Genomic DNA, 6,266 nt, shown 5'->3' on the forward strand with positions numbered 1-6,266 from the left:
CATGGATGCCGAGATAGCGTCAGTCGAATTAGGGACGAGCTAAAAAGACCGACAGGCATATCATTTATCAGGTATACGCAGGACTTAAAAAGAATTAAGCACTGTCATGGAAGTGACCGTTGACGGCATGGATGCCGTCGTCGAGCATACAAGGACGTACTTGCTGCGTGTCACTGGAATGACAGTGCTTAATTTATTACAGCGGACAGAGTTTGAAATTTGAGTATGTAATCAAGCATAAAAAAGCCCCGCTAGTGCTAAACACTGCAGGGCTTTATGCATCTAGCGCGCCGCTAACATCACCGCGGCGCCACCAAACTACGTTAGCTATTTAGATCTTGGAAGAACTTTTTCACGCCATCGAAAAAGCCCTCAGCCTTTGGGCTGTGTTTTTTCGACTCACCGGTTAAGGTGGCTTCAAACTCGCGCAGCAATTCTTTTTGACGATCGTTTAAGTTAACTGGAGTTTCCATCACGACTTTACAGAGCAAGTCGCCCACGGCATGGCTACGCACTGATTTCACCCCTTTACCGCGCAGGCGGAACATCCGGCCCGTTTGGGTTTCGGCGGGGATCTTCAGGCTCACTTTACCATCGAGGGTTGGGACTTCAATCTCGCCGCCTAAGGCAGCCTTACTGAATGAAATCGGCACTTCGCAGTAAAGGTTATTGCCATCGCGGACAAAAATCCCGTGCTCGCGCACGCTGACCTGCACGTATAAATCCCCCGGCGGCGCGCCAAACTCGCCCGCTTCGCCTTCTCCGGCTAAGCGAATGCGATCGCCTGTATCGACGCCTGCAGGGATCTTAACCGAGAGGGTTTTACTCTTTTCAACCCGGCCATCGCCATGACACTTAGTGCAAGGATCTTTGATGATCTTGCCGCGACCATGACAGGTTGGACAGGGTTGCTGCACCGCAAAGAACCCTTGACGCATTTGCACTTGGCCTTGGCCATGACAGGTGCCACAGGTCGTGGCCGAGGTGCCTTTTTTAGCGCCGCTGCCGTCACACACATCGCAGGATGCCAGTGTCGGGATGCGCAATTCTTTGGTGAGGCCTTTTACTGCTTCTTCCAGAGAGAGCTCAAGGTTGTAGCGTAAATCTGAGCCGCGGGCCGCTTGACGCTGGCCGCCACGACGTCCACCCCCAAAAATATCGCCAAAGACATCACCGAAAATATCGCCAAAATCACCTTGGCCGCCGCCGTAACCACCGCCACGATTAGGATCAACGCCAGCATGGCCAAATTGATCGTAGGCGGCTTTTTTGTCGGTATCGGTGAGGATTTCGTAGGCTTCTTTGACTTCTTTAAAGTTCGCCTCTGCGCTTTTATCGCCGGGGTTGCGATCGGGGTGAAACTTCATGGCCAGACGTTTGTAGGCCTTTTTAATTTCACGTTCGCTGGCGTCGCGCCCTACGCCTAATACTTCGTAATAATCTCGCTTTGACATAATCTCGTGCTTCTGGCTTAAGTTGAACGAACGGGCGTTAGGGTTTCCCCGTAACGCCCGCCTAGAAATTAACTATTTGAAATCAATCGATTTGATTGAAGACAAAACATTATTTCTTGTCGTCTTTCACTTCTTCAAATTCAGCATCGACAACATCATCGGCAGCAGCGTTAGACTGTTTGCTCGCGCCAGCATCTTGGCCGCCTTGAGCTTGAGACTTAGCTTGAGCGATTTCCATCAGCTTGGCAGAGGCTTCGATTAAGGCTTGAGTCGCGGTTTCAATCGCTTCTTTGTCATTGCCTTTCGCGGCGGTTTCCACCGCAGCCATTGCCGCTTCAATCTTCGCTTTGTCTTCGCTTGGCAGCGCATCGCCCGCTTCTTCAACTTGTTTCTTAGTGGCATGCACTAAGCCGTCAGCTTGGTTACGAGTTTGCACTAACTCTTCAAACTTTTTGTCTTCTTCTGCGTGGGCTTCCGCGTCACGTACCATTTGTGCCACTTCTTCTTCGCTTAAGCCAGAAGAGGCTTTGATGGTGATGTTTTGCTTTTTACCGGTTTTCTTGTCGGTAGCAGACACATGCAAGATACCGTCGGCGTCGATGTCAAACATCACTTCGATTTGTGGCATGCCGCGTGGTGCTGGCTCAATACCGTCGAGGTTGAACTGACCTAATGACTTGTTCGCGCTCGCTTGCTTACGCTCACCTTGCAGTACGTGAATGGTCACAGCACTTTGGTTGTCATCAGCAGTTGAGAACACTTGCTGCGCCTTTGTCGGAATAGTGGTGTTTTTCTCAATCAGCTTGGTCATCACGCTGCCCATGGTTTCGATACCCAGAGACAGTGGCGTAACGTCGAGCAGCAGTACGTCTTTCACGTCGCCTGACAATACGCCCGCTTGAATCGCAGCACCGACGGCTACCGCTTCGTCTGGGTTGACGTCTTTACGTGGCTCTTTGCCGAAGAAGTTAGACACCGCTTCTTGTACTTTAGGCATACGAGTTTGACCGCCGACCAGAATCACTTCGTTGATGTCGGTTACCGATAAGTCCGCATCCGCGAGGGCCACTTTTAAAGGCTCTAAGGTACGGATAATCAGGTCTTCAACCAGAGACTCTAACTTAGCACGGGTGATTTTGATCACTAAGTGCTTAGGACCCGTCGCATCTGCCGTGATGTATGGCAGGTTAACTTCGGTCTGGTTGGTGCTTGAAAGCTCGATTTTTGCCTTTTCAGCCGCTTCTTTCAGACGTTGCATCGCTAATGGATCTTTACGCAGATCTAAGCCTTGCTCTTTTTTGAATTCGTCAGCTAAGTAGTTGATTAAACGGTTATCAAAGTCTTCACCACCTAAGTGGGTATCACCGTTGGTTGCCAATACTTCGAAGGTTTGGTCGCCGTCGTTGTTATCGATTTCGATAATAGAGATATCGAACGTACCGCCACCTAAGTCGTACACCGCAACGATGTTGTCACCTTGCTTTTTGTCGATACCGTAAGCCAATGCCGCAGCGGTTGGCTCGTTGATAATACGTTTCACATCCAAACCTGCGATGCGACCCGCATCTTTAGTGGCTTGACGTTGTGAGTCGTTAAAGTAGGCCGGTACGGTAATGACCGCTTCGGTCACTTCTTCACCTAAAAAGTCTTCTGCGGTCTTTTTCATCTTTTTCAAGATTTCAGCAGAAACCTGTGGTGGTGCCATTTTGTTGCCACGTGATTCAACCCACGCATCGCCGTTGTCGGCTGCAATGATTTTGAATGGCATGATGTTCACGTCACGCTGAACTTCGTCATCTTTAAAACGACGACCGATCAAACGCTTAATCGCGAAGAATGTGTTATTAGGGTTAGTGACCGCTTGACGCTTTGCAGGTTGACCCACGATGGTCTCATCGTCGGTATAAGCGATGATTGACGGGGTGGTGCGATCGCCTTCAGCATTCTCTAATACGCGTGCTTTGCCACCATCGAGGACAGCTACACAAGAGTTTGTTGTGCCTAAGTCGATACCAATAATTTTACCCATGAGGTCCTCCGAAAATTTTTATTCAATCAAATTTGTTAAGTTGGTTTTGATATGGGGCCGGACGCTTTATTTATCAAGTCCTCGGTGCGATTTGACTACATCCACCGCTGGCCGCCTTCTCTGCCTTAACACCTATATTGGGACAGGGAAATTAATTACAAGGGCCAATAAAAAAATTTTCTGATTTATCTTGGCAGGGGGCGGTGCAGATAGCGCCTCCCCTAACAAATTGGACTTGCTTCTCAACCCTAGCTGGTATTCAATCTGCGCACATTGAGGCCAGTATTAAATAGGGTAACAGCGTGCAGTCTTCAAATCTTGCGTATGTGTATGGTATGGCAGCGGTATTTCTTTGGGCGACCGTGGCCACCGCCTTTAAAATTGCCTTGGGGTATTTTAGCCCTTTGCAGTTAGTTTTCGTGGCGGTACTCACCTCTATTATCACCCTTGGCGGCATACTCGCTTGGCAAAAAAAACTGGCGCTACTCAAACTGCAATTTGGCCGCAGACCGCTGTTTTATCTGGTCACCGGACTACTTAACCCTTTCCTCTACTATGTGGTGCTATTTAAGGCCTATTCATTGTTGCCCGCCCAGCAAGCGTTATCCCTCAATTACACCTGGGCGATATTATTGCCGCTACTGGCCGCGCCGCTACTGAAACAGCAGTTGCGTAAAAGTGATATTGCCGCCGCGCTGATTGCCTATAGCGGCGTGTTGATTATTGCTACAGGCGGCGATGTTAGCGGCTTTCGTTTCGATAGCCCGCTGGGTATTGGGCTGGCGCTGGCCAGCACACTACTCTGGTGCCTATATTGGATTGTGAACACCAAAGATCAAGGCGATCCGGTGGTAAGTTTATTATTAAGCTTTATCATTGGCCTGCCATTTATCACCCTCACCTTAATCCTCACCGATACCTTGCCAAGCTTTAGCCTAAAGGCGCTGTTAGCGGGGATGTATGTCGGCTTATTTGAGATGGGCATTACCTTTGTGCTCTGGTTGATGGCCCTCAAGACCGCCTCACGCGCCGCCAATATCAGCACGCTCGTGTTTTTATCCCCAGTGATGTCGATAGGATTTATCGCTTGGATCCTGCAAGAAACCATCGCCATGGCGACCTATATTGGCCTTGGTTTTATTTTAACGGGAATGATGTTGCAGCAACTCTTGCCAAAATATCGCGCCAGCAAGTCGCGCCCAACAACCGAACTTGCTGATTAAAACCGGGCTAAAACACCGGCAGGCCCATAGGCGAACGAGGCAAGCGCGCAGCTTATGGCTGGGCTCAGGACGTAAAAAACCGAAGCGGCTAACATTTTTATCGCGCTTGAACGGCTATGATCGTGGCTTTTAAGAAGGAAGATCCTATGACCCCTGCCGTACGTCTGGTCAAAAAAGCCAAAATTGCCTATGAGATCCTCGAATACAGCCACGATCCCCACTGCGCCGCCTACGGTGAGGAAGCCGCCCAAAGCTTAGGCCTTCCAAGCGCGCAGGTATTTAAGACCTTATTAGTGGCGACGGATAAAGCCCATGCGCCCCTCGCAGTTGCGTTAGTGCCGGTGGATCACCAATTAAATCTAAAGGCCGTTGCCAAATGTTTAGGCCAGAAAAAACTGCAAATGGCCGATGCCGAACTCGCTCAAAAATCCTCTGGCTATCTGGTGGGCGGTATCAGTCCCTTAGGCCAAAAAAAATCGTTACCCACCTTAATCGACCAAAGCGCTCAAGACGTTGCCAAGATTTATGTGAGTGCGGGGCGGCGTGGCTTAGAGCTGGGCCTTAACGCTAATGACTTGGCCGAGCTTTGCAGGGGCAGCTTCGCCGATATCAAAACCTTATAAGCCAATCGCTCAGATAAGCTAAGGGCTATCACCAATTACGCCACTTGTTAATAAATTGTTTGAAAAAGCCATCAAGGCAGACTATAAATGAGATGAATTAGGTCAAGGCTAGGGATAGTCCCATGGAAAGGTCAAGATTATGGGAGCCAGAATACCGGCTCCCCCCGATAAGCTGGATTGCCATACTGTTATGCATCGCCCTGTTGGTATATGAACATTTCTGGGGCAACGGCTTTACCACCATGGTCGTCATGCTTTACGGCTGTTTTATGGTGCCTTCGGTATTTCTCACCGATAGAGTTCAAGAAAAATACTTCTTTTACACCCTCGAGTACGTCAGCCTCTTTCGAAAATTTACCATTACGATGTCGGTCATTTTTATCTGTCTTTGGCTGCTCTCGACCTATACCCAGCTGATCATTTAATGCACTACGAGGCAAAGGTTGTTAAGTGGTCAGCAGGAGCCATCCACTTAACGCCCATTGCCGATGAGACTTAGTCAGCCCATTATCGCTTAGACTGAGTAACAATAGGGCCGTGTATGACATACATACACGGCCCTATTATGATTGGCTGGTGTGATTGGCTGGATTAGATTAAATAACCTTTAGTGGACTAAATAGCCTTTAATGGAATGAGATAGCCTTTAATGGAATGAGATAGCTCCGACGCCCCATTAGCTGCGGCTGGTATAATCTCCCCAGGCGAGCCATTTATAGGTAGTCAAAGCTTCGAGTCCCATGGGGCCGCGGGCATGGAGTTTTTGAGTGCTCACCGCCACCTCAGCGCCTAAACCAAACTGGCCGCCATCGGTAAAGCGGGTACTGGCATTCACATACACGGCCGCAGAGTTCACTTGATTCATAAAATGCGCCGCCGCATGAATGTCATCGGTCAAAATCGCCTCCGAATGCCCACTGGAATAAGTGCGAATATG

5 protein-coding genes and 1 pseudogene are annotated in these 6,266 nt (G+C 49.4%); 3 read left to right on the top strand and 3 right to left on the bottom strand.

Features of this window, described 5'->3' with window-relative positions:
* Positions 1–323: 323 nt before the first annotated feature.
* On the bottom strand, positions 324–1,454 hold the full coding sequence (gene dnaJ / locus ACRCZA_RS05565; protein ID WP_438673476.1) for a molecular chaperone DnaJ: 1,131 nt from the start codon (positions 1,452–1,454) through the stop codon (positions 324–326).
* Between the two features lie 109 nt (positions 1,455–1,563).
* Positions 1,564–3,483 carry a molecular chaperone DnaK gene (dnaK, locus tag ACRCZA_RS05570; protein WP_438673477.1) on the bottom strand — a complete coding sequence of 640 codons (1,920 nt, stop codon included), beginning with the start codon at positions 3,481–3,483 and terminating at the stop codon, positions 1,564–1,566.
* Positions 3,484–3,785: 302 nt separating this feature from the next.
* On the opposite strand from dnaK, the gene ACRCZA_RS05575 reads away from it, so the two are divergent.
* The 3 genes from ACRCZA_RS05575 (at position 3,786) to ACRCZA_RS05585 (ending at position 5,754) form a co-directional block, all read left to right on the top strand.
* Positions 3,786–4,706: a DMT family transporter gene (locus tag ACRCZA_RS05575; RefSeq protein ID WP_438673478.1), complete on the top strand. Its 921-nt coding sequence runs from the start codon at positions 3,786–3,788 to the stop codon at positions 4,704–4,706.
* A 146-nt stretch (positions 4,707–4,852) separates the two neighbouring features.
* Entirely contained in the window at positions 4,853–5,329 is a 477-nt protein-coding gene (gene ybaK, locus ACRCZA_RS05580) for a Cys-tRNA(Pro) deacylase (protein WP_438673479.1), read from the top strand.
* A 122-nt stretch (positions 5,330–5,451) separates the two neighbouring features.
* A complete protein-coding gene (locus ACRCZA_RS05585) occupies positions 5,452–5,754 on the top strand; it encodes a hypothetical protein (protein WP_438673480.1) in 303 nt (100 codons plus the stop codon).
* A 251-nt stretch (positions 5,755–6,005) separates the two neighbouring features.
* Here ACRCZA_RS05585 and ACRCZA_RS05590 read toward each other — a convergent pair.
* Positions 6,006–6,266, bottom strand: a pseudogene (locus ACRCZA_RS05590) (gamma-glutamyl-phosphate reductase); the annotation flags it as partial.

It is taken from the genome of Shewanella sp. (genome assembly GCF_051658185.1).
In the GTDB taxonomy this organism is placed as follows: Bacteria; Pseudomonadota; Gammaproteobacteria; order Enterobacterales; family Shewanellaceae; genus Shewanella.

What these genes read in the sequence shown, in the direction of transcription:
- dnaJ (WP_438673476.1), bottom strand. Translation starts at nt 1,454, where the DNA reads ATGTCAAAGCGAGATTATTACGAAGTATTAGGCGTAGGGCGCGACGCC.
- dnaK (WP_438673477.1), bottom strand. Translation starts at nt 3,483, where the DNA reads ATGGGTAAAATTATTGGTATCGACTTAGGCACAACAAACTCTTGTGTA.
- ybaK (WP_438673479.1), top strand. Translation starts at nt 4,853, where the DNA reads ATGACCCCTGCCGTACGTCTGGTCAAAAAAGCCAAAATTGCCTATGAG.
- ACRCZA_RS05585 (WP_438673480.1), top strand. Translation starts at nt 5,452, where the DNA reads ATGGAAAGGTCAAGATTATGGGAGCCAGAATACCGGCTCCCCCCGATA.